Annotated in this window: 1 protein-coding gene and 1 pseudogene; both read right to left on the reverse strand. The window is 42.0% G+C overall.

Annotated features, from left to right (window positions below; genetic code table 11):
- Window positions 1–368: pseudogene (locus AC2JBO_RS45085) on the reverse strand (IS4/IS5 family transposase); the annotation flags it as partial.
- Entirely contained in the window at window positions 325–570 is a 246-nt protein-coding gene (locus AC2JBO_RS45090; RefSeq protein WP_496960112.1) for a hypothetical protein, read from the reverse strand. The gene AC2JBO_RS45090 and the pseudogene AC2JBO_RS45085, both read right to left, overlap by 44 nt.
- Window positions 571–666: the final 96 nt, after the last annotated feature.

A 666-nucleotide genomic window follows, 5' to 3' on the forward strand; every position in this document is an offset into this window, starting at 1 on the left:
ACTTGATTAAATAATGACCGTTCTTGTGCATGACCATCCTCACAAGGAAAAACATTAATTGCTAACCTTAATTCTGGGTCAAGTATGACGAGAGATTTTCCTGGTAGCGCCACCGCCCCAATATTTCCTAGTACTTCAAGAAGATGGTCGGTTCCTTCTAAACAATTTCCATCTATGACTCGAATCTTATACGGCGCCAACAATGAAGGCGATTGACCTCCAATTAATTCAATTAAGGATGTCATCGATACACCAGTTTCGCGTACAATTGCAGCACTTACAGAAGTGTCAACTCGATTTAATTTATCGTACACTGCTGTTCTACTAACATTTAGTTTTTGAGCTTTGGCTCTGTACGCTGCGTTCACCGATGGATGAATTCCGCATACGACCAAACGAGAGCAAATCTACTACACTTGAAAACAATAATTCGCGCGTATACTGGGTTTGAGCGTTTGCTCCAAATATTTGATTGATTTTTTCTGGCGCCAATACTTGTTCCATCAATCCTCTAACCATAACACTTATGGGACTTTCTTCTACAAACCGCTCAAAAATCGCACCCAGCATAAAACTTCTCCGGACTCAAGTTGTAGCTCGGTGCCCGCGTAGCGGGCACCGTAGATAATTATCTCACGCTCTGGATATTGTCTAACTTTTGCCACC

Source organism: Calothrix sp. CBUCES-K 9914, assembly GCF_059640475.1.

Bases quoted from the DNA above. Each gene is read 5' to 3' on its own strand.
- AC2JBO_RS45090 (WP_496960112.1), bottom strand. From the start codon at position 570: ATGCTGGGTGCGATTTTTGAGCGGTTTGTAGAAGAAAGTCCCATAAGT.